This is a genomic window from Pseudomonas sp. AC112 (genome assembly GCF_979253545.1).
On sequence record NZ_CEEDCM010000001.1, the window covers coordinates 1,856,776 to 1,878,194 of the forward strand.

16 protein-coding genes are annotated in these 21,419 nt (G+C 60.6%); 6 read left to right on the top strand and 10 right to left on the bottom strand.

What is annotated here, in order from left to right; genetic code table 11:
* Positions 1-33: 33 nt before the first annotated feature.
* The 6 genes from AC0IYN_RS08700 to AC0IYN_RS08725 all read right to left on the bottom strand — a co-directional run bounded on the left by AC0IYN_RS08700 (position 34) and on the right by AC0IYN_RS08725 (position 9,705).
* The gene (locus AC0IYN_RS08700; RefSeq protein ID WP_010213852.1) at positions 34-603 is read right to left on the bottom strand and encodes a lipocalin family protein; all 570 of its coding nucleotides are present in this window, start codon (positions 601-603) and stop codon (positions 34-36) included.
* Between the two features lie 30 nt (positions 604-633).
* Entirely contained in the window at positions 634-888 is a 255-nt protein-coding gene (locus AC0IYN_RS08705) for a hypothetical protein (RefSeq protein WP_017849914.1), read from the bottom strand.
* Between the two features lie 176 nt (positions 889-1,064).
* Complete coding sequence (locus AC0IYN_RS08710; protein WP_003187818.1) at positions 1,065-2,075, bottom strand: class 1 fructose-bisphosphatase; 1,011 nt, start codon at positions 2,073-2,075, stop codon at positions 1,065-1,067.
* 108 nt (positions 2,076-2,183) lie between these two features.
* The gene (locus AC0IYN_RS08715) at positions 2,184-3,536 is read right to left on the bottom strand and encodes a DUF3999 domain-containing protein (protein WP_471844761.1); all 1,353 of its coding nucleotides are present in this window, start codon (positions 3,534-3,536) and stop codon (positions 2,184-2,186) included.
* On the bottom strand, positions 3,536-7,054 hold the full coding sequence (locus AC0IYN_RS08720; protein ID WP_471841081.1) for a DUF2339 domain-containing protein: 3,519 nt from the start codon (positions 7,052-7,054) through the stop codon (positions 3,536-3,538). The genes AC0IYN_RS08715 and AC0IYN_RS08720 overlap by 1 nt, the downstream gene beginning before the upstream one ends.
* Before the next feature lie 200 nt (positions 7,055-7,254).
* The gene (locus AC0IYN_RS08725) at positions 7,255-9,705 is read right to left on the bottom strand and encodes a glycogen/starch/alpha-glucan phosphorylase (protein WP_406596778.1); all 2,451 of its coding nucleotides are present in this window, start codon (positions 9,703-9,705) and stop codon (positions 7,255-7,257) included.
* Between the two features lie 226 nt (positions 9,706-9,931).
* On the opposite strand from AC0IYN_RS08725, the gene AC0IYN_RS08730 reads away from it, so the two are divergent.
* Entirely contained in the window at positions 9,932-10,366 is a 435-nt protein-coding gene (locus AC0IYN_RS08730; protein WP_017529542.1) for a YkgJ family cysteine cluster protein, read from the top strand.
* A 238-nt stretch (positions 10,367-10,604) separates the two neighbouring features.
* Here the strand turns inward: AC0IYN_RS08730 and typA are convergent, their stop codons facing one another.
* Positions 10,605-12,425, bottom strand: a complete 1,821-nt coding sequence (typA, locus tag AC0IYN_RS08735; protein WP_032890153.1) for a translational GTPase TypA — start codon at positions 12,423-12,425, stop codon at positions 10,605-10,607.
* A gap of 139 nt (positions 12,426-12,564) precedes the next feature.
* On the bottom strand, positions 12,565-14,019 hold the full coding sequence (gene thiI, locus AC0IYN_RS08740; protein WP_406596777.1) for a tRNA uracil 4-sulfurtransferase ThiI: 1,455 nt from the start codon (positions 14,017-14,019) through the stop codon (positions 12,565-12,567).
* Between the two features lie 334 nt (positions 14,020-14,353).
* On the opposite strand from thiI, the gene glnA reads away from it, so the two are divergent.
* From glnA to ntrC, 4 genes are all read left to right on the top strand, one after another.
* On the top strand, positions 14,354-15,760 hold the full coding sequence (gene glnA, locus AC0IYN_RS08745) for a type I glutamate--ammonia ligase (protein ID WP_016979133.1): 1,407 nt from the start codon (positions 14,354-14,356) through the stop codon (positions 15,758-15,760).
* Positions 15,761-15,912: 152 nt separating this feature from the next.
* On the top strand, positions 15,913-16,443 hold the full coding sequence (locus tag AC0IYN_RS08750) for a chorismate mutase (protein WP_406596776.1): 531 nt from the start codon (positions 15,913-15,915) through the stop codon (positions 16,441-16,443).
* 338 nt (positions 16,444-16,781) lie between these two features.
* Complete coding sequence (gene glnL / locus AC0IYN_RS08755) at positions 16,782-17,867, top strand: nitrogen regulation protein NR(II) (protein ID WP_056860661.1); 1,086 nt, start codon at positions 16,782-16,784, stop codon at positions 17,865-17,867.
* Positions 17,864-19,300 (top strand): nitrogen regulation protein NR(I), encoded by a 1,437-nt coding sequence (gene ntrC / locus AC0IYN_RS08760; protein ID WP_025859464.1) that lies wholly within the window; start codon positions 17,864-17,866, stop codon positions 19,298-19,300. The genes glnL and ntrC overlap by 4 nt, the downstream gene beginning before the upstream one ends.
* 582 nt (positions 19,301-19,882) lie before the next feature.
* Here ntrC and AC0IYN_RS08765 read toward each other — a convergent pair.
* The gene (locus tag AC0IYN_RS08765; RefSeq protein WP_457267036.1) at positions 19,883-20,323 is read right to left on the bottom strand and encodes a hypothetical protein; all 441 of its coding nucleotides are present in this window, start codon (positions 20,321-20,323) and stop codon (positions 19,883-19,885) included.
* Here AC0IYN_RS08765 and AC0IYN_RS08770 point away from each other — a divergent pair.
* Positions 20,322-20,777: a tRNA (cytidine(34)-2'-O)-methyltransferase gene (locus AC0IYN_RS08770; protein WP_010213874.1), complete on the top strand. Its 456-nt coding sequence runs from the start codon at positions 20,322-20,324 to the stop codon at positions 20,775-20,777. The two genes, AC0IYN_RS08765 and AC0IYN_RS08770, sit on opposite strands and share 2 nt — an antisense overlap.
* Positions 20,778-20,935: 158 nt before the next feature.
* Here the strand turns inward: AC0IYN_RS08770 and secB are convergent, their stop codons facing one another.
* Entirely contained in the window at positions 20,936-21,415 is a 480-nt protein-coding gene (gene secB, locus AC0IYN_RS08775; protein ID WP_010213875.1) for a protein-export chaperone SecB, read from the bottom strand.
* Between the last annotated feature and the right edge of the window lie 4 nt (positions 21,416-21,419).

A 21,419-nucleotide genomic window follows, 5' to 3' on the forward strand; every position in this document is an offset into this window, starting at 1 on the left:
CTCCCACATTTTTTGATCGGCGGTGGCCCAGGGTTATTGCGAGGTTTTTGCCATCTGCTTGTCCGACGTACGCCAGATCAATCGCGTGGTGTCATACCCCTGCTGCCGCGCCCTGCTCAGCAGGTCTTCGCGGGTGTCCGCATTGACCGTCGGCGTGCGCGACAAGATCCACATGTAGCGCCGGCTCGGGCTGCCGACGATCGCGGTCTTGTAGTCATCGCTGACATACAGCACCCAGTAATCGCCCTTGGCGACGCCGGGTAGCAGCGCGGTAAACCAGTTATTGAATTCCACCCACAGCTTGTCGGTCTTGCCCGGCACTTGCGGGGTGGCGGTGCCCTTGGCTTCTTCCCACTTCCACTCGGTCGTCAGGCAGCGGTTGAACACTGACATATCGCCATCGGGCAGCAACGTGTAGCGAGCTTCGGACTGCGCGCAGTTGCGCTGGAAGTACATCGGCAATCGGGCCAACTCGTACCAGGTGCCCTGGTAACGCTTGAGGTTGACGCTGCCAGCGGTCTTGGGTTGCAGATCATCGCCAGAATGGCTGGCACAGCCCGCCAAAAACAGGCTGGCACAAAGGAACAAAACAAAACGCATCATTCTTCTTCTCCCGCAGGCTTGCGCCCCGGTTTACTTCAGGCCTTGCCCGGAAAACATCAGAACTTTGTCACCGGCATATTGAACGCTGATAAAGCTGTTTTTATCGCCCCAGGTGCAGCTGGACATGCCCAGTGCGCCAGAACAATCGGTCGGCTTGCCCAACAGCGACTCCACCTCTGCCTTGGCCATGCCAGCCGATAACTTCGCGTAGTTTTCTTGGTTGACCTTGCTGCAAGCGGCCAATAGCACGCAAAAAGCCAGCAAAGCGAGACGGCGTAACGACATGGAAAAACTCCTGGAGGGACGAAGCAGCTTGGGTATCTGCCAGAAGCTTAGAAGGGAAAAGAGGTGTCTGGTTCCCGACGAACGAAAACAAAAAAGCCCCGAAAACGCTGAAACGTTTCGGGGCTTCTTCAAGGGTGAAACGGCTCACAACAACGCCGATCACTTATCGCCGCAGCTTACTTCTTGTGATAGGCCGTCACACGCTCAACTTCTTCCTTCGAACCCAGGAATACCGCCACACGCTGGTGCAGGCCTTCAGGCTGGATGTCGAGGATGCGCTGGTGGCCGTCGGTGGACGCACCGCCCGCCTGCTCAACCAGGAACGACATCGGGTTGGCTTCGTACATCAAGCGCAGTTTGCCCGGCTTGGATGGCTCGCGGCTGTCGCGTGGGTACATGAACAGACCACCACGGGTCAGGATGCGGTGCACGTCGGCAACCATCGCGGCAACCCAGCGCATGTTGAAGTTTTTCTTCAACGGGCCTTCTTCGCCTTCCATCAGCTCGTTGACATAGCGCTTCACCGGTTCTTCCCAGTGGCGCTGGTTGGACATGTTGATTGCGAATTCCTGGGTGGATGCAGGAATGGAGATGTCTTCGTGTGTCAGTACGAAGCTGCCCATTTCACGGTCCAGGGTGAAGCCCTTGACGCCATCGCCCAGGGTCAGCACCAGCATGGTCTGTGGGCCGTAGATGGCGTAGCCGGCAGCGACCTGCTCGGTGCCTGGCTGCAGGAAGGCCTTTTCGTTAAGGGCTTCGTTCTGGCTCAGGTATTCGTTCGGGCAACGCAATACCGAGAAGATGGTGCCGACCGGTGCGTTGATGTCGATGTTGGACGAGCCGTCCAGTGGGTCAAATACCAGCAGGTACGCGCCTTTCGGGTATTTGCCCGGGATCTGGTAGGCATTGTCCATTTCTTCGGACGCCATGCCGGCCAGGTGACCGCCCCATTCGTTGGCTTCGAGCAGGATCTCGTTGGAGAGTACGTCGAGTTTCTTCTGCACTTCGCCCTGGACGTTTTCAGTGCCCATGCTGCCCAGGACACCACCCAATGCGCCTTTGGACACGGCGTGGCTGATTTCCTTGCAAGCACGCGCCACCACTTCGATAAGGAAGCGCAGATCGGCAGGCGTGTTGTTGCTGCGGGTCTGCTCAATCAAATAGCGACTCAAGGTAACGCGGGACATGTAAGGCTCCGGAGAATGGGGGGCTGAAAACCCGCGCAGTTTAACGCGAGTCGGGGCGTATTTCCTCCTATCAGAGGATTTAAACCCAATAGAGTTCATGGACTTTATTTAACGTGCCTCCGGCGGCTTGCGCAGCAAACTGTAGGCCATGGCACCCAGTGCCGCCACGCCGAGCAGTAACACGGCCCACAGGCCGAGTTTCTTCCAGTCGGTGCCGGCTTCTGGCAAGGCGGCAATCGCCGGCGGTTTGACCGCGATTTCTCCCACCAAGGTGGCCTGGCCCAGCGCCTTCAAACGCTCGGGACTGTAATCGGGAATCAGCGTAGAGAGTGGCAAGCTCGCGGCTTTCACGGACGCGTTCCCCAGCGCCAGGCTGAAGGGCGGCTCACCCCGCGCCAGGAACACCAGTTGCGTGGCACGCACGGCCACGCGTAAGGCGGGGGCTTCGACGCCCAGTCCACCGCCCCGCTCGTCCACTTGCAACTTCAACTGGGCAACCGTCTGGCCCGGCAACTGCAATTGATCCTGCACCACGTCCTTGCCGTTCTGGGTCAGGCGGTACAGCAGGCCATTGCTCAACGGCTGCCAGGTCTGCTTGGCGTCACTTCGACCCGACAACGTCACCGGCGCCAGCGTATTGGGCTGCTTCAACTCGACCCGCAAGCGCTCGACATTCAGCCCCGTCGGCAATTGCCAGCTGTACTCTCCCGCCTTGAGCCGCTCCCCTGGAAAGGCCTGCGACCACACCAACGGCATCGGCAAGGTGCTGCTGGTGGCGCTCTCCAGCTTAGCCGACGTCAACAACGGCGCCGCCTGGCCTTGCCACACCAGCCGCAAATAACGCGCCGAGTGCCCCGGCAAGCTCACGTCATGCTGCTCGACCCGTTCATCGGCAAATGACAAGCGCGCCACCTGCCCATCGCCCCAGGCTTTCCAGTGCTGCAAATCATCACTGGCTTCAATGCTGAAACGCTGGAAGCCCTCCTGCTCGCGACTCCAGTCCAGGCTCAATTGCTGCAGGGGCGCCTTGATTGCACTGGCGTCCAACACCCAGCCCCGCAGCACTTGCTTGCCGGGCTTGGGGGCTGTGGACGGTTTGATTTCCACCAGGGTGCCGGCAGTGGTGGCCTTCATTACCACGTCTGGGAGGGCTTGCTGGGTGTCGGCGGCGTAGAGCGGGAACCACTTCACCGCCGTAACGTTGCGACTTTCGCTGCGCTGCGAGGCCTGACGCGACAACGCATAGGCCTGCGGCTCGCCGGCGGCGTTGAACACACGCACATCGCCAAGATCGGCCTGGCGCGCGTTCAATTGCACCGCCAGCGGCAGCTCCAGGCGATACCAAGGGCCGCTGCCGCTGACGTTCAGCGGCACGTGGGAGGTGAAGTCGGCCGGCGTTTCCTGCGCCCACACAGACAAGGTCGTACACAGGCCCAGCACGGCCACGCTCAACTTACCGATCAAGAGGATGCTCCTTCAGTGTCCAACACCGGTTCGGCGCGCTTGGGCGGCAGCGGTGCGAAGTAACCCACCACCAGCAACAGCCCGCCCACGCCTATAAACGACACGATCCGCGCCAGACCGCCACGGTTGCTCAGTTCGACAAAGAACAACTTGGCGACCACCACCGCAATCAACACTGCGCCTATCAGCCACACCTCGCGGCGATGGCGCAGGTGGCCGCCGATCATCAGGCCGAGAGCGATCAGGGTCCAGACAATCGACAGGCCGGCCTGTACCAGCATGGATTCGAGCAACGCATCCAGTTGAAACGGCACGCCGCCCCAATGGTGGGCAGTGCGCATCACCAGCGCAGTGAAGAAGGCAAACAGCGAAACACCTGCGACACCTTGGGCGACAAGCTCGGTACGCGGCCCCCGTGGCGGCGCGACACTTCGCGCGCACCAATACACACCCAGCAGCGCAAAGAGCAGGCCCAGGTCCAGCGGGTTGACCAGCGGCACATAGGGCAGCGGTTTGGCCGTGCCGTCGCTGAAGCTGTTCGCCAGCCAGAACCAGCCAAGCATCAGCACCGCCAATGGCACGGCCGCCAACACCCGATATTCCCTTGGATACGCCGACACCGGCCATGGCCAACGACGTGGCGAAGCGGCCAGCACGAGATAGAGGCTTGGCAGGATCGCCCAGCCCAGCCAGCGCCAGGCGTTGTACTCGGCAGTAAACCTCAGCAGACCGTAGCGCAACTCCAGCGCCAATATGCCGATCAGCATCCAGCAGCCGAGTACGTGGGCCACGCTCAACGCCTTGGCGGGCACAATCGCCGCCAGGCGTCGCAGCGAGATGAAATGCACCACAAATACCGCCGACCACGCCAGCCAGCCGTACTCCGCCGCGGGGTGGTAATAAGTATGTCCGTACACCAGCAACACCAAGCCCACCGCTGGCATCAGCAGGGTGGACAACACCCCCAACGACACCCACTTCAGGCGCGCAGCCAGCAGCATCCAGATCGCGACGCTGATTGCCGCGCACCCCAGCAGGAATGCCCCCTGCAATTCCTGTGGAATAAACCGCAACACTTCGCCGATCAGCGCCAACATCCACCAGGCCGCGCCCCAGACCAACAGCAAGTCGGAAAGGCGTTGCAGCTTCAACACGGCAAACACCGGCGCATGGGGCTCGCGCTGCAAGCGCCAGGCGCCGACCAGCGCAGCCAGGCCCAGTACCATCGGCGTCCAGAAACCGCTGTGGGCCAACGGACGCAGCCCCTCGCTGGTCAGTGGCCCGAGCAACTCCGGTACCGCCAGCAGGAAAGAACCGCCGCCCACCAATTGCAGTAGCAAGCCGAACACAAAACTGACCCGCTGTTGCAGGTACAGGCTCAGCCAGATGACCAACAAGCCACTGGCCGCCCACACGCCACTGGCGCTTTCCCACGGCAGCACGAACAGCACCGCGAGGTTGATCAATACGAGGCCCGCCAACAGCACCACCGACAAACCGCGCAGCAGTCGAACATCGCTGCGCACGATGTCGTCACGCGCCGCCAACAACATGCCACCGATCAAGGCCAAGCCAATCAACGACGCCGTGAGCAAACCGCTCCAGCCGGCATTGAACACCGCTGCGCCGTCGCCACCTTGCAATCGCAGCAGGAACACCGCGCCGCCCAGCAATTGCACAGCGAATGCGGTGAACAGGAAGGTGCGCGAGCCGATGCGCAGGCCTATAAGCAGCGTCACCAGGCCAGCGATTGCCCAACTCACAGCGGTGCCTTGGGTATCCAGCAACAAAGGCGCGAGCAAGTACAAAAAGCTCAAGCCAAGGCTCGCCAACACCGGGAGGCCTTTGCGCTCCCAGTCTGAGGACTGCTCCCCGGATGCCTTGCGCAACTGGTCAAAGCTGAACAACAACGCAGCGCCCAGCAGCAGCGCGCCCAGCGGCGCGCCACTGAGCAAGGTGTGCTCACCGGAACGTAATTCACTGAGGAACGCCAGCGCCGAACCCACTTGCAGCAACAGGCCAAACGCGCGCGCCAACGGCCGCTGCTGACGCAAGCCGAGCCAGAAAATGCCGGCGCCTTCCACCGCCCAGGCCGCCGCCGTCCAACGCGCGTCGAGGCCCAGGGGGATGGCCAGGCTGGCAAAGATCACCCCCAAGGCCAGGCAGGTTTCCGCCAGTAGCAAGGCGCGCCCACCGCTCAGCAGTCGGGCCAGGCCCATGTAGACGATACCCAGGCCCAAGGCGCTGAACGCTGCGGCAAACTCCAGGTGCTGCACCAGCGCAAACTGCAAGCCGAAACCCACCAGCGGCGGGCCGAACAGCATGCTGCCGTCGACATAATCGCCTTTGGCCGCCGACCAGCGCAGCAGTGCACCACGGCTGTCATCCTCGGGCGCGTCGCGCATCTCGAGCAATTTACGCCGGGCGAACAGCAGGCCGATGGCCAGGTACATCAGGAAAAACAGCATCAGGAACGGTTCAGTACTCCACAGCAGTTCCGGCGTGTAGGAGCGCATGCCCCAGGCGAAACCGATCCCAAAGGTGCCGACAAAACCGATCAGGTTGAGCAGGCGCCAGGCCTTGAACCAGGCAATCGCCAGGATGCCAGCGTTGAGCAGGGCGAAATAGCTGAACAGCGCCACGTGGTTGCCAGCGCCGGTGGACGTCAGTATCGGCGCGGCAAAACCACCCAACGCCGCCGCACAGGCCAGGCCCAGCGCATCCTGGGTAATCGCCAGGATCGCCGAGAACACCGTGACGGCCACCAGCAGGCCAAGCGCCGCGCCGGGGTCGATCAGCGGGTGCAAGCGCATCGCAGCGAACACGGTCAGGTACAGCACCGCGATCCCGGTGCCTTGCAACATCAAGCCGTAATTGCTGTTACGCAGGCGCAGCCACCAGCCCAGGCCCAGCAGGCCCAACGCAGCAGCAGCCACCCCGGCGTAACGTAATTCGATCGGCACCACCATGCCTTCGGTGGCATAGCGCAACAGGAACGCCAGACCGAGGAACAACAGCACCACGCCGACACGCAGCACGGTGTTGCCGCCGAACAACCAATTGCGCGCGCCACTGATGGCGCGCTCGATCAAGTTGGGGCCACGGGGGATGGCAGGTTCTTTGGGTTCTGGTATCGGGGCGGGCGCCCATACATCAGCCGGCAGCGGCTGGCTTGGCTCAGCAACGATGGCCACCGGCGCCAATTCGGCCGGCAGCTCCCAAACCAGATCGGGCGCTTTGGCAACAGGTGTGGGTTCAGGGATTGGGGCTTCGCCGACGATATTGCTCGGCGGCGTGGGCACTTCCAGCTGCCGCAGACGATCACCCAGCGCAATCAGCGCCTTCTGCGTGGTTTCCAACTGACGCGCCTGTTGGTCCGCCTGAGTCGCCAGCTTTGACAGGCGAATCGCCTGGCCAATGCCCAAGCCCAACAGCGCTCCGATACCCGCATCACTGAACGACTCATCGAGCGTCCAGCCGAGCACCAGGCCAATCAGCATGAAAATCCATTGCATGGTCGATATCCCTAAGCGGCCCGAGGCGGGCAAACTGGCGCCTAGTATATCGACGCAGACCCCATGTGGAAGCAAGCTTATGTGGGCGCCGGGCTTGCCCGCGATGCAGACACCTCGGTGTATCTGTCACACCGAGTTGATGCTATCGCAGGCAAGCCAGCTCCCACATAAGCCCGCACACATGTTCAGGCCAGCGATGTTTAGTCGAGGGCTTTCCAGATCTCGGTCGCGTACTCCCTGATGGTCCGGTCCGAACTGAACCAGCCCATGCGCGAGGTATTCAGCACCGCCGAACGCCACCACGCCTTGGAGTCGTGCCAATGCGCCTCGACCCGCGCCTGGGCGTCCCAGTACGAATCGAAGTCGGCACAGACCAGGAAGCGGTCGTAGTCGATCAGCCCATCGATCAGCCCCACGTACCGGCCCGGATCATCCGGCGAGAACACGCCGCCGCGAATCGCTTGCAGCACATCATTCAACCGATGGGACGCTGCAATGTCGGCCCCGGCGTTGAATTCACCGGCGTGTTTGCGCGCTTCCACCTGCTGCGCGCTGAGGCCAAAGATAAACATATGCTCGGCACCGACGCGTTCGTGCATCTCGACGTTGGCGCCGTCCATGGTGCCGATGGTCAGCGCGCCATTGAGGCCAAACTTCATGTTGCTGGTGCCCGAGGCTTCAAAGCCGGCGGTGGAGATTTGCTCCGACAAGTCCGCTGCCGGGATGATGCTTTCCGCCAGGCTCACGTTGTAATTGGGCAGGAACACCACCTTGAGCAATCCGCGCACCGTCGGGTCGTTATTGACCGTGCGCGCGATGTCGTTGGTCAGCTTGATGATCAGCTTGGCCTGGTGATAACTGGCCGCCGCCTTGCCGGAGAAGATCTTCACGCGCGGCACCCAGTCGGTGCCAGGTTCGGCACGGATCGCCTGGTACAGCGCCACGGTGTGCAACAGGTTGAGCAGTTGGCGCTTGTATTCGTGGATACGCTTGACCTGAACGTCGAACATCGCCGCCGGGTTGACCGCAATGCCCAGGCGCTCGTGGATGATGTCCGCCAGCGCGCGCTTACTGTGCAAACGTTGCTCGGCAAAGGCCTTGCGGAACGTCTGTTTCTCGGCGAACGGCTCAAGCTCCACCAGCCGCTCTTCGGGCTTGTCGAGAATGTCCGGACCCAGCGCCTCCACCAGCATGGACGTCAGCTTCGGGTTGGCCTGGTACAACCAGCGGCGGAAAGTGATGCCGTTGGTTTTGTTGTTGATACGCTCCGGGTACAGCTTGTGCAGCTCGGAGAATACCGTGCTGCGCATCAGCTGGGTGTGCAGGCCGGATACGCCGTTGACGCTGTGGGAACCGAGGAACGCCAGGTTACCCATGCGCACGCGGCGGCCGTTGTCTTCTTCGATCAGCGAGACGGCGCGCAGTACGTCAAAGTCGTGGATGCCTTTGGCGCGCAGCGAGTCGATGTGCTGGGCGTTGATCAGGTAGATGATCTGCATGTGCCGAGGCAGCATGCGCTCCATCAGGCCGACCGGCCAGGTTTCCAGCGCTTCGGGCAGCAGGGTGTGGTTGGTGTACGACAGGGTTTCGACGGTCACGTCCCACGCGGCTTCCCACGGAATGTCGTGCAGGTCGACCAGTTGACGCATCAATTCGGCCACGGCGATGGACGGGTGGGTGTCGTTGAGCTGGATCGCAGCGTGCTCGCCCAGGCTCAGCACCGAGCCATGCATGTTCTTGTGGCGGCGCAGCAAGTCTTGCAGGGAGGCGGAAACGAAGAAGTATTCCTGGCGCAGACGCAGCTCCTGCCCCGCTTCGGTGCTGTCGGCTGGGTAAAGCACTCGGGAGATGCTCTCGGCGCGGGCCACTTCGGCGACAGCGCCCAAGTGGTCACCGGCGTTGAAGCGCTCCAGGTGCAGGTCTTCTACCGCCCGTGCGCGCCACAGGCGCAGGGTGTTCACACTTGCGCCACGCCAGCCGACCACCGGGGTGTCATAGGCCACGGCCCGTACGGTTTCGTTGGGCGACCACACCTGGATCATCTTGCCGGAGGCATCCGCGAGGGTTTCGACGCTACCGCCAAAGCCAATCGGGTAAATCACTTCGGCCCGCTCGAACTCCCACGGGTTACCAAAATCCAGCCAGCGTTCGGTCTGTTCCTGCTGCCAGCCATCGACAATCGCCTGGCGGAACAAGCCGTGCTCATAACGAATGCCATACCCATGGCCGGCAATGCCCAGGGTCGACATGCTTTCCATGAAGCACGCCGCCAGGCGGCCCAGGCCACCGTTGCCAAGCGCCGCGTCGGGCTCCAGCAGGCGGATGCGCTCCAGGTCGACGCCCAGCTCGGACAGCGCTTCGCGCGCAATCTCCAGCACGCCCAGGTTGCTCAGGCTGTCGTAGAGCAGGCGACCGATGAGGAATTCCAGGGAAAGGTAATAAACCCGCTTTTGGCCTTTGCGGTAGATACGCCGCGTATGGTCCATCCAGTGGTCGACCATCTGGTCGCGGGCGGCCAGGGCAATGGCCTCGAACCAGTCATGGTCGAAGGCGTGATCCGGGTCCTTGCCCACCGCGTAGGTGAGTTTGGTCAAGACGGCATCGCGAAATGCGGCTACCTCTGCTTCTCGTGCAAGTGGTTCCTGAGACATCAATTGCGACCTCGGGCGAGATAGAAGGAGTTGCTAGAGCCTAGACGGTCTGACAGACGGTAGACGCTCTGGTTCGGCAGTTTTTTAACTCATTCACCTTTGCGCGAATTAGATGCAGGGCGCGTGCCCGAATACCCGCCTGGATGAAATTTGCGAAATATTGTTCAAAAAACCACCAATCCCGGTATGATCGCGCGCCCTGATACCGCCTCACCCTGGAACCTTGATGAAGCCTCAACTGATCGCCGCCGCGGAACTCGACCGTCTTGAAACGTGGCAGAAATATTCCGCGCATATGTGCGGTGGTTGCGTGTCCAGCTGCTGCACGCTGCCGGTCGAAGTGAAGATCAAGGACCTGATCCGCATTGGCATCGTCGATGAGTTCGAGCGCGGCGACCCGCCGAAAAACATCGCCAAGCGTTTGCAGAAGGAAGGCATCGTCGAGCGCTTCAATTCCAAATCCGAGATTTTTACCCTGCAGCGCATGAGCAACAACGATTGCCTGTACCTGGATCGTAAGACGCGCTTCTGCACTATTTATGACAAGCGCCCGGATACCTGCCGCAATCACCCGAAAATCGGGCCACGGCCGGGGTATTGCGCCTATAAGCCGAAGGAAGTGGTGCGCGAGACCAAGTTCAAGACCCTCGATAAGTTCTGATCGACAGCCAAACCCCTGTGGTGAGCGGGCTTGCCCCGCGCTGGGCTGCGAAGCAGCCCTAACCCGGCCACTGCATTTCTCCAGATAAAACTCAGGTGCCTGGTTTTGGGGCGGCTTCGCCACCCAGCGCGGGGCAAGCCCGCTCACCACAACAAGCGGGCTCACCAGAAAAATCCAGGCACAAAAAAACGCCCCCGGCCTTTCGACCGGGGGCGTTTTTCATTCAGCCTGAGTTAACTCAGTTCTTGGCTTTCTTGGCAGCGCGGGTACGCTCGCCTTCGTCCAGGATCTTCTTACGCAGGCGGATCGACTTAGGCGTGACTTCGCACAGCTCGTCGTCCTGGATGAATTCCAGGGCCTGTTCCAGGGTGAAGCGAACAGGTGGAACCAGAGCGATGGTTTCGTCTTTGCCCGAAGCACGCATGTTGTCGAGCTTCTTGCCTTTGGTTGGGTTGACGCCCATGTCGTTGTCACGGCTGTTCAGACCAACGATCTGACCGTTGTAGATCTCTTGACCGTGTTCAACGAACAGCTTGCCACGTGCCTGGAGGGTTTCCAGGGAGTAGGTCAGCGCCTTGCCGGTTTCTACCGATACCAGAACACCGTTCTGACGGCCGGACATGTCGCCGGACTTCATGGTGTCGTAGCGATCGAAGATCGAGGTCAGGATGCCAGCACCGTTGGTCAGGGTCAGGAACTGGTTACGGAAACCGATCAGACCACGCGCAGGGATGTTGTATTCCAGACGCACACGGCCTTTACCATCCGGCACCATGTTGGTCAGGTCGCCTTTACGCAGGCCCATCTCTTCCATCACCTTGCCCTGGGATTCTTCCGGGGTGTCGATGGTGACGTTTTCGAACGGTTCCTGCTTCACGCCGTCAACCTGACGGATGATCACTTCTGGACGACCAACGCCCATTTCGAAGCCTTCGCGACGCATGGTTTCGATCAGTACCGAGAGGTGCAGCTCGCCACGGCCGGAAACCTTGAACTTGTCAGCCGAGTCGCCTTCTTCAACGCGCAGAGCAACGTTGTACAGCAGCTCTTTGTCCAGACGCTCCTTGATGTTACGGGACGTCACGAACTTGCCTTCTTTACCGCAGAAAGGCGAGTCGTTTACCTGGAAGGTCATGGAAACGGTTGGCTCGTCAACGGTCAGAGGCTTCATCGCCTCAACGTTGTCCGGCTGGCACAGGGTGTCGGAGATGAACAGCGAGTCCATACCGCTCACGCACACGATGTCACCGGCAAACGCTTCTTCAACGTCGATACGGTGCAGACCGTGGTGACCCATCAGCTTCAGGATACGACCGTTACGCTTCTTGCCGTCGGCGCCGATAGCAACAACCGGGGTGTTCGGCTTGACGCTACCACGAGCGATACGGCCAACGCCGATAACACCCAGGAAGCTGTTGTAGTCCAGTGCCGAGATTTGCATCTGGAACGGGCCATCACGGTCAACTTTTGGAGCCGGTACGTTGTCGACGATCGACTGGTACAGCGGGGTCATGTCTTCAGCCATGTCGGTGTGTTCCAGACCGGCAATGCCGTTCAGGGCCGAGGCGTAGACGACTTTGAAGTCCAGCTGTTCTTCGGTGGCACCCAGGTTGTCGAACAGGTCGAAGATCTGGTCCAGAACCCAGTCCGGACGCGCGCCTGGACGGTCAACCTTGTTGATGCACACGATCGGACGCAGGCCGGCTTCGAAAGCCTTCTTGGTCACGAAACGGGTTTGCGGCATAGGGCCGTCTTGGGCATCAACCAGCAGCAGAACGGAGTCAACCATCGACATTACGCGTTCTACTTCGCCGCCGAAGTCGGCGTGGCCCGGGGTATCCACGATGTTGATGTGGTAGCCGTTCCAGTTGATAGCGGTGTTTTTAGCCAGGATGGTAATACCGCGCTCTTTTTCCTGGTCGTTGGAGTCCATCACGCGCTCGTCGTTGAGCTCGTTGCGCTCCAGGGTGCCGGATTGACGCAGGAGTTTGTCTACCAGGGTGGTTTTACCATGGTCAACGTGAGCAATGATGGCGATGTTACGTAGATTTTCGATCACTTGTGTATCTCGATCAGAGGATTCGGTGTGCTGACAGGTCGTGGCAGCGATTAACAGTAGAGTCAGGCCTTGCCGTTACAGCTTGACGGCAGAGTCGGGGGGCCGGTGACGCAGGCCACAGGCAAACAGCCCCGGGCTCTTAGCTCGGTCGATAAACGCGCACATTGGCATGCCCCTCACTGAGCAAATGGTGGGCATGCAGGCGACTCATCACGCCTTTGTCGCAATACAGCAGGTACTGACGGCTGTTATCCAGTTCCTTGAAACGCGCGTTCAATGCATAGAACGGCAGCGTTTGTACGTCGATGCCAGCGATTTCCAGCGGCTCATCTTCAGCGGCATCCGGGTGACGGATGTCGACGACGATCTGGCCGGCCAAGGCTTCGCTGACTTCTTCGATCTTCACATCCTGGCCCAGTTCGTCGATCACGCGATCGATCGGGACCAGTTTGGCATTCTCGAGCGCACGCTCCAGAATCGCCATGTCGAATTCTTTCTCTTCATGCTCCACGCGGTGACGCTTGGCGTGGGTCTTGGGGTTCACCGAGATGACCCCGCAGTACTCAGGCATGTGCTTGGCGAAGTCGGCAGTGCCGATTTCTTCTGCCAGGTCGATGATGTCCTGCTTGTGGCTGGCGATCAGTGGGCGCAACACCAGCTTCTCGGTGACGCAGTCGATGATCGACAGGTTCGGCAGCGTCTGGCTGGACACCTGGGAGATCGCCTCGCCGGTCACCAGCGCGTCGATCTGCAAGCGGTCGGCAATCTGCGACGCGGCGCGCAACATCATACGCTTCAATACCACGCCCATATGACCGTTATCGACTTTACCGAGAATTTCGCCCAGCACTTCTTCGAACGGTACGCTCACAAATAGCACGCGTTGGGAGCTGCCGTACTTCTTCCAGATAAAGTGCGCAACTTCCATCACGCCCAATTCGTGGGCACGCCCGCCCAGGTTAAAGAAGCAGAAGTGGCTCATCAGGCCACGGCGCATTATCTGGTAAGCGGCAACCGTGGAATCGAAACCGCCGGACATCAAGACCAGGGTCTGTTCCAGGGCGCCCAACGGGTAGCCGCCGATACTGTTGTGCTGGCTGTGGATCACAAACAACCGTTGGTCGCGAATTTCCATGCGCACTTCAATTTGCGGCGCTTTCAGGGAAATTCCGGCAGCGCCGCACTCGCGACGCAGCTTGCTGCCGACGTATTTCTCGACATCCATGGAGCTGAAAGTGTGCTTGCCGGCACGCTTGCAGCGCACCGAAAAAATCTTGCCTTCGAGTTCGCTGCCGTAGTGCTGTTTGCACTTCTCGGTGATGTCGTCGAAGTCGCCCAACGGGTACTCATCCACCTGCAGGAAATGCGCGATGCCCGGCATGCAGCTCAGGCGCTCGGTCATGTCCTTCAAGGCTTTGGGCTCGGTGACACGGGTTTCCAGCTCGAGGTTGTCCCACACGCCGTTCACCACCACAGCCGGGTCCAGATCGCGGAGCACGGCACGGATGTTCTTGGCCAACTGACGGATGAAACGCGTCCGTACCGGTCGGCTCTTGATGGTGATCTCGGGGAAGACTTTAACGATTAATTTCATGGAAACAGCGCGCGCCGGGCCTGCTGAAAAAGGGGGGCGCGGATTATAGCGGAAATCGCTCAAGGTTTAACCAGTTAATATGCATCGCAAGCGCAACGCACTAAAGGGGTGCATTCATGCGTCTTTGCGCTACATTGCGGTGCGCTATTTTTGGGCTTTTGTCGCAATGCACCTTTATAGGGGCGTTTTTGGAGCAGAAAACCCATGTTGGCGCACTGGCATGCAATTTGCTCTCTTGTGAGGCAGGTTGCCATGGCGGACTATCCGCGCCGGCATCACCCACATTCTAAGGGCTAACTCCACTACCCCAGCCCGAAGCCACCCGGAGGACACTATGTCGAAGTCGGTTCAACTCATCAAAGATCATGACGTTAAATGGATTGATCTGCGCTTCACGGACACCAAAGGCACTCAGCACCACGTGACCATGCCGGCTCGCGATGCGCTGGATGAAGCTTTCTTCGAAGAAGGCAAAATGTTCGACGGTTCCTCCATCGCTGGCTGGAAAGGCATCGAAGCCTCCGACATGATCCTGATGCCGGACGACAGCACTGCCGTACTCGACCCGTTCACCGAAGAGCCGACCCTGATCCTGGTCTGCGACGTGATCGAGCCTTCGACCATGCAAGGCTACGACCGCGACCCACGTGCGATCGCCAAGCGTGCCGAGGAATACCTGAAGTCTACCGGTATCGGTGACACCGTATTCGTAGGTCCGGAGCCAGAATTCTTCATCTTCGACCAAGTGAAGTTCAAGTCCGACATCTCCGGCTCCATGTTCAAGATCTACTCCGAACAAGGCTCCTGGATGTCCGACCAAGACGTGGAAGGCGGCAACCATGGCCACCGTCCAGGTATCAAAGGTGGCTACTTCCCAGTTCCGCCGTTCGACCACGACCACGAAATCCGTACCTCCATGTGCAATGCCATGGAAGACATGGGCCTGGTCATCGAAGTGCACCACCACGAAGTGGCCACTGCCGGTCAGAACGAAATCGGTGTGAAGTTCAACACCCTGGTTGCCAAGGCTGACGAAGTACAGACCCTGAAGTACTGCGTACACAACACTGCAGTCGCTTACGGCCGTACCGCTACCTTCATGCCGAAGCCACTGTACGGCGATAACGGTTCGGGCATGCACGTTCACCTGTCCATCGCCAAAGATGGCAAGAACACCTTCGCTGGCGAAGGTTATGCCGGCCTGTCCGACACTGCCCTGTACTTCATCGGCGGTATCATCAAGCACGGTAAGGCCCTGAACGGCTTCACCAACCCGTCGACCAACTCCTACAAACGTCTGGTTCCAGGTTTCGAAGCACCGGTCATGCTGGCCTACTCGGCGCGCAACCGTTCCGCTTCGATCCGTATTCCTTACGTGTCGAGCCCGCGTGCTCGCCGTATCGAAGCTCGCTTCCCGGATCCAGCAGCCAACCCGTACCTGGCCTTCGCTGCCCTGGTAATGGCCGGCCTGGACGGTATCCAGAACAAGATCCACCCTGGCGACGCCGCCGACAAAAACTTGTACGACCTGCCGCCTGAAGAGGCCAAAGAGATCCCACAAGTGTGCGGCAGCCTGAAAGAAGCCCTGGAAGAGCTGGACAAGGGCCGTGCGTTCCTGACCAAAGGCGGCGTGTTCAGCGACGACTTCATCGACGCTTACATCGGCCTGAAAAGCGAAGAAGAAATCAAGGTTCGTACCTTCGTACACCCACTGGAATACGAGCTGTACTACAGCTGCTGATCCAGTAGCGCCGCTTCTTAGAGCGGCGTGACGAAAAAGACCTCCTTCGGGAGGTCTTTTTTTTGGCCCGCGATTGCGCCGCGCCAGGCACCTATTGTATTGACTGATACGCCGCCATCGCGGGCAAGCCCCACCCCCACAGGAGATCATCCTTGAAACATCGACTTGTGTTCGCTCTGCTGTTCGTCAGTGCCACCGCGAGTGCTGCGCCGCCCACGCTTGAGCCGCTGCTCAACAGCATCGCCGAACGCCTGGAAATTGCCGACCAGGTTGCCCTGAGCAAATGGGACAGCAAAAAGCCGGTAGAAGATAAAAAGCGTGAACAAGAGGTGATCGCCAGCGTCAGCGCCCAGGCGCCGGCCTACAAGCTGGACCCAGCCGCCGCCGAGCAGTTTTTTTCGGCGCAGATCGAGGCCAACAAACTGGTGCAGTACACCCACCTTTCCGACTGGCAGTTCCAGGGCCAGGCGCCTGACGCCCCCCGCCCGGATTTGGTCAAGCAGATTCGCCCGCAGCTGGATGAACTGCAAAAACGCCTGCTGCAGCAACTGGCTGACTTTACCCCGCAGCGCACCGACCCACAGTGCCCCAAATGGCTCGCCACCGCCGTGCATGAGCCACTGAATGATCCGCTGCGCCAACTGGCAATGATCCGCGCCACCGCCGAGCTGTGCATCCTGTAGGAGCCGGCTTGCCGGCGATAGCGGCAGCACATTCAAAACCGCTATCGCCGGCAAGCCAGCGCCTACACCTCGCGCATTCCGCTCAATGACTCATCTCACTTCCTGAACAACCTTCACAAAACCGCACTATATTGGTGCGATAGGTTGCACCCTTCCCACCTGCCCAGCCCATTTTGGTTCGAAACTTCCCGAGCAAGCTGGCAGAACGCCACAGTTTCGCGCCTAAAACCCCCATTTCAGGGCTTGCACGCTTCTTTTCGGAGCCTTGGTTTGGTTTTTGCATTTTCCTTGTATCAGCGTGTGCCTCAAGCCCGCGCCTTGCTCCAAAAGAGGTCCTGATGACCATCAGCGATGCACTGCACCGTTTGCTACTCGACAACCTGACCACCGCGACCATCCTGCTCAATGACGACTTGCGTCTTGAGTACATGAACCCGGCGGCGGAGATGCTCCTGGCTATCAGCGGCCAGCGCAGCCATGGGCAGTTCATCAGCGAATTGTTCACTGAGTCGGCCGAGGCGTTGAGCTCGTTGCGCCAGGCCGTGGAGCAGGCACACCCGTTCACCAAACGCGAGGCGATGCTCACGGCCCTCACCGGCCAGACCCTGACCGTCGACTATGCCGTAACCCCGATCCTCAGCAACGGCGCCACCTTGCTGCTGCTGGAAGTGCACCCCCGTGACCGCCTGCTGCGCATCACCAAGGAGGAAGCGCAGCTGTCCAAGCAGGAAACCAGCAAGATGCTGGTGCGTGGCCTGGCCCATGAGATCAAGAACCCGCTGGGCGGTATTCGCGGCGCGGCGCAGCTGCTGGCCCGCGAGCTGCCAGAGGAACACCTCAAGGACTACACCAACGTCATCATCGAGGAAGCCGACCGCCTGCGGAATCTGGTGGACCGCATGCTCGGCTCCAACAAGCTGCCGTCCCTGGCAATGACCAACGTGCATGAGGTGCTGGAGCGCGTCTGCCAGTTGGTAGAGGCCGAAAGCCAGGGCTGCATCACCTTGGTGCGCGACTACGACCCGAGCATTCCCGATGTACTGATCGACCGCGAACAGATGATCCAGGCGGTGCTCAATATTGTGCGAAACGCGATGCAGGCCATCAGCAGCCAGAACGAACTGCGCCTGGGCCGCATCAGCCTGCGCACCCGCGCCCTGCGTCAGTTCACCATCGGCCATGTGCGCCATCGCCTGGTGACCAAGGTCGAGATCATCGACAACGGCCCCGGCATTCCTGCGGAACTCCAGGAAACCATCTTCTTTCCAATGGTCAGCGGCCGCCCGGACGGTACCGGGCTGGGCCTGGCCATTACCCAGAACATCATCAGCCAGCACCAGGGTCTGATCGAGTGTGAGAGCCATCCTGGCCACACCACCTTCTCGATCTTTCTGCCACTGGAACAAGGAGCCCCATCGACATGAGCCGTAGTGAAACTGTCTGGATCGTCGATGACGACCGTTCTATCCGCTGGGTCCTCGAGAAAGCCTTGCAACAGGAAGGCATGACCACCCAGAGCTTCGACAGCGCCGACGGGGTGATGAGCCGCCTGGCGCGCCAGCAGCCCGACGTGATCATCTCCGACATCCGCATGCCCGGCGCCAGTGGCCTGGACCTGCTGGCGCGGATTCGCGAGCAGCACCCGCGCCTGCCGGTGATCATAATGACCGCGCACTCGGACCTGGACAGCGCTGTCGCCTCCTATCAGGGCGGCGCCTTTGAATACCTGCCCAAGCCATTCGATGTGGACGAGGCGGTGGCATTGGTCAAGCGCGCCAACCAGCACGCCCAGGAACAACAGAACCAGGAAGCCCCACCGGCCCTCACCCGCACCCCGGAAATCATCGGCGAAGCGCCGGCGATGCAGGAAGTGTTTCGCGCCATCGGGCGCTTGAGCCACTCCAACATCACCGTGCTGATCAACGGCGAATCCGGTACCGGTAAAGAGCTGGTGGCCCACGCGCTGCACCGTCACAGCCCACGGGCAGCCTCGCCGTTCATCGCCTTGAACATGGCGGCGATCCCCAAGGATTTGATGGAATCCGAGCTGTTCGGCCATGAAAAAGGCGCGTTTACCGGCGCTGCCAACCTGCGTCGTGGCCGCTTTGAACAGGCTGACGGCGGTACGTTGTTCCTTGATGAAATCGGCGACATGCCCGCCGATACCCAGACCCGGCTGCTGCGGGTGCTGGCGGACGGTGAGTTCTATCGCGTTGGCGGGCACACGCCGGTCAAGGTCGACGTGCGCATCATTGCGGCGACCCACCAGAACCTCGAAACCCTGGTGCATGCGGGCAAATTCCGTGAGGACTTGTTCCACCGCCTCAACGTGATCCGCATCCACATTCCGCGCATGTCGGATCGTCGCGAAGACATTCCCACTCTCGCCCGCCACTTCCTCAGCCGCGCCGCCCAAGAGCTGGCTGTCGAGCCGAAGTTGCTGAAAAGCGAGACCGAGGAATACCTGAAGAACCTGCCGTGGCCGGGCAACGTGCGCCAGCTGGAGAACACCTGCCGCTGGATCACGGTGATGGCGTCTGGGCGCGAAGTGCATATCAGCGACCTGCCGCCGGAGCTGTTAAGCCTGCCGCAGGACTCGGCCCCCGTGACCAACTGGGAGCAGGCGCTGCGCCAGTGGGCCGACCAGGCCCTGGCACGCGGCCAGTCGAGCCTCTTGGACAGCGCCGTGCCGGCGTTCGAGCGAATCATGATCGAGACCGCCTTGAAGCACACCGCTGGCCGCCGCCGCGATGCCGCCGTGTTGCTGGGTTGGGGCCGCAACACCTTGACGCGCAAGATCAAGGAGCTGGGGATGAAGGTCGACGGCGGGGATGATGACGAAGGTGATGAAGCCTAATTGCCCCCTGTAGGAGCTGGCTTGCCAGCGATGGCGATGTTAAGGACGCCTTCGCCGGCAAGCCGGCTCCTACAGTTTGTGATCGACGCAGAGCCCCATCGCCGTGCACCGCTTCAATGCACCATGAACCGGCATCGGGCATGGATCCGATCTCAAAATTAGCCGCCCTGCTCAACCAAATCTGAAAGCCGAAAACACCAAAGCCCCGTATTCCGGGGCTTTGCGCTTTCTGAAGAAATTTTTTGGAAAAAAATGGCGACTCTGGCACGCGCCCTGCAATAACCCTCGTACTACCCAGTTTCGGGGACCTTGGTACAGGCAGGCCGAGAATCCCCTCTTTACACCCGGGGTGCTTGATGCGAACCGCGTCGCGCTCCAGACCGCTTTGGGGAACCTCGGTACAGGCAGGCCGGGGATTCCCTCTTTAACACCGAAGCCTTCACGGCTTCACCCCGTTTTGGGAGCCCTGGTACAGGCAGGCCGGGAACTCCCTTCTTTACACCCGGGGCTTATGTGGCACAGCGCCCATAGCCCCAGCCCGTTTTGGGGACCTTGGTACAGGCAGGCCGGGGATTCCCTCTTTTATTCCTCGTGGAGATGGATCTCCAACCGCCAGCGGCCATCGGCCTTCTCGCCCTTCCACTCCCCACGCAACGGCCGAGCCGCCACCAGGTTCAGCAGCAGGCCGCCATCGGTCTTGCGCACGCGCCAGTTCACGTCTTTTTCATTGACCTTGAGTTGCCCACCGGAGGCCTTGCCCTGTGCGTCGAACAGCAGCGCCACGGTGCCGTCGATATGCTCGCCGTGCAGCTTGGGCTCACTGTTGAACCACACCACCACGCCATCCCTTGCGGTCTCGACCTGTTGCAGTTCGATTGGGTCCGGGGTGGTCAGCCGGCCGATCATCAGGCCTACCATCATGCCGACAATCGCCAAAGAGCCCATGACCCGAGGCAGAAGCTTCGGTCTTGGGTCCTCTTCGGGGGTAGAATGCAGCGCATCTTTGCCTTCGGAGCCGTGCATGTTTCACGTCATCCTTTTTCAACCAGAAATTCCGCCGAATACCGGCAACGTTATCAGGCTGTGCGCCAACAGTGGCTGCCACCTGCATTTGATCGAGCCGCTGGGCTTTGACATGGACGACAAGCGCCTGCGCCGCGCCGGGCTGGACTACCACGAGTACGCCACGCTCAAGCGCCACGCCGACCTGGCGAGCTGCCTGGAGAGCCTGGGGCATCCGCGACTGTTCGCGTTCACCACCAAGGGCTCGCAGCCGTTCCATGATGTCAGCTTTGCCGAAGGTGATGCCTTCCTGTTCGGCCCGGAAAGCCGGGGCCTGCCGGCCGAGGTGCTCGACGCCCTGCCCGACGGCCATCGCCTGCGTTTACCGATGCGCGAGGGCTGCCGCAGCTTGAACCTGTCCAACACCGTGGCCGTTGCCGTCTACGAAGGCTGGCGCCAACTCGGTTTTAAATAACACCGCAAAACAAATGTGGGAGGGGGCCTGTGTGGGAGCCGGGCTTGCCCGCGATGCAGGCACCTCGGTGTGTCAGTCACACCACGGTGATGCTATCGCTGGCAAGCCAGCTCCCACACAGGCCCTCTCCCACATTGAGTACTGCGTCGGGTTCGAAATTACTGAACCGTCGACGAACCTTCCTGTTGCATGCGCTGCAGCTCTTGGGCGTACAGGGCATCGAAGTTCACCGGAGCCAGCATCAGCGCAGGGAACGAGCCACGGGTGACCAGGCTGTCCAGGGTCTCACGGGCATACGGGAACAGGATGTTCGGGCAGAACGCGCCCAGGGTGTGGCTCATGGACGCTTCGTCCAGGCCCTGGATCAGGAAGATACCGGCCTGTTGCACTTCAGCGATGAAGGCCACTTCTTCGCCGTTCTTGACAGTCACGGACAGGGTCAGCACGACTTCGTGGAAGTCGCCTTCCAGTGCCTTCTGGCGGGTGTTCAGGTCCAGCGCAACGCTTGGGGTCCATTCCTGGCGGAAGATGGCCGGGCTTTTCGGCGCTTCGAACGACAGGTCACGCACGTAGATCCGCTGCAGCGAGAACTGTGGAGCTTGGGCTTCTGCTGCTTCGGTGTTCTGTTGGTCAGTCATCGCA